This is a genomic window from Flavobacterium sp. GT3R68, assembly GCF_007109225.1.
Taxonomy (GTDB): domain Bacteria; phylum Bacteroidota; class Bacteroidia; order Flavobacteriales; family Flavobacteriaceae; genus Flavobacterium.
In genome coordinates, this window is the sequence record NZ_VJZK01000023.1 from 1 (window position 1) to 1,554 (window position 1,554).

At 36.1% G+C, this 1,554-nt stretch carries 2 protein-coding genes; both read left to right on the forward strand.

Going from position 1 to position 1,554, the window contains the following annotated elements; genetic code table 11:
* Nucleotides 1-502 precede the first annotated feature (502 nt).
* The gene (locus FNW07_RS13600) at nucleotides 503-787 is read left to right on the forward strand and encodes a hypothetical protein (protein ID WP_144265648.1); all 285 of its coding nucleotides are present in this window, start codon (nucleotides 503-505) and stop codon (nucleotides 785-787) included.
* Nucleotides 788-970: 183 nt separating this feature from the next.
* The gene (locus tag FNW07_RS13605) at nucleotides 971-1,351 is read left to right on the forward strand and encodes a hypothetical protein (RefSeq protein ID WP_144265649.1); all 381 of its coding nucleotides are present in this window, start codon (nucleotides 971-973) and stop codon (nucleotides 1,349-1,351) included.
* The last annotated feature ends 203 nt before the right edge of the window (nucleotides 1,352-1,554 follow it).

Here is a 1,554-nt window from a genome sequence, read left to right on the forward strand (position 1 = left end):
TCAATGGCTAATTCAGTGATTCTTTAGAAAATACTCTAATAACTCAAAGTTTGGTTTATATTTGCAATTGTCCGGTGTCAGGTAAGCCACTGAATGCAAGCCGCGGGGACGTTAACTGTAACCGTGTTTCAGAACTTCGGTGAAATTAAAATAGCGGTTTTTCCACAAAACTAAAAAGCCGAACTTACTCAGAATATTGAAAGCGTGAAAAGCCAAACTCACTCAAAAAACAATTCGCTGCAAAGCCGAACTGACGCCGAAAACTGAAACGCAAAAGCCGAACTAACTCAAAAATTATTTCGCCGAAAAACCAAACTGAATTCTAAAATGGCAATAGATAACATCGGTTTGCATCAATGGCTTAATTCGGTGATTCTTCAGAAAATACTCTGATAACTCAAAGTTTGTTTTATATTTGCCATTGTCCGCGACATTCAAGCCACTGTATGCAAGCCGCGGGGACGTTAGCTGCAAGCATAATACGACTTGCAATAAAATGAATATGATGTGTACAAAACTAAAACTGAATTCCTCTATTGATTTCGACAATGTAGACGCTTCAATTTTTCACAACGAAAAATTCGACGAATATGGTGTGAAAATTTGGGACGGCGGAACTTCATGCATCTTAATCGATTTTTGTCCTTGGTGCGGAGAAAAACTACCGAATTCGAAAAGAGACCAATGGTTCGATGAAATTGAGAAACTTGGAATTGATCCGTGGAATGGTGAAATACCCGAAAAATATCAAACTGACAAATGGTATCGCGAAAATGCCAGCAGCTAACAGCGGTTTGCCTCAATGGCTTATTCTGTGATTCTTTAGAAAATACGCTGATAACTCAAAGTTTGGTTTATATTTGTGAATGTTCGGTGAGAATAACGCCACTGAGGCAAGCCACCGGACGTTAGCCGTCAGTTTGGCGCGACGGAAAAAATAGAATCCAAATTGAAAACAAATAATCAAAAAATGAAAATAGCACCAATACTTATGCTTTTTATTTTTTTCTCTTGTTCCGCACAAAAAACAAAGAAAAAAGATATTCTAACAATTCCAAACGCTCCAGAAATCGTTTATGAAGTTGGAAGTGATGAAAAAATGTTTGAAGGAGCAATTAAAATTAAGTTTGCCAAAAACTCTAAAGAAGGATTTGAAGCGGAAACTAAATATTTGGAATATAAATATGGAATAATAAATGTTGACTGGAAACCTTTTGGAAGTGATTTCTATAAAATCAAAGGAAAACAGTATAACTTCATTCATATCCAAGTTTTCGATAAAGAAGATAAAACTAAAGAGGATTTTAAAACCATTTATTTTGATATTACAGACTGGTTTGGAAAGCAGTAACTTGTAGAAAGAAAAACCGAACGGCTAACAGCGGTTTGCCTCAATGGCTTAATTCTGTGTTTCTTTAGAAAATACGCTGATAACTCAAAGTTTGGTCTATATTTGTGATTGTCCGGTGAGAGGCAAGCCACTGAGGCAAGCCACCGGACGTTAGCGGGGATTTACCTTTAAAATTAAAAATTTCATGAAAAAACAAATTTGTT

What these genes read in the sequence shown, in the direction of transcription:
- FNW07_RS13600 (WP_144265648.1), top strand. Translation starts at nt 503, where the DNA reads ATGATGTGTACAAAACTAAAACTGAATTCCTCTATTGATTTCGACAAT.
- FNW07_RS13605 (WP_144265649.1), top strand. Translation starts at nt 971, where the DNA reads ATGAAAATAGCACCAATACTTATGCTTTTTATTTTTTTCTCTTGTTCC.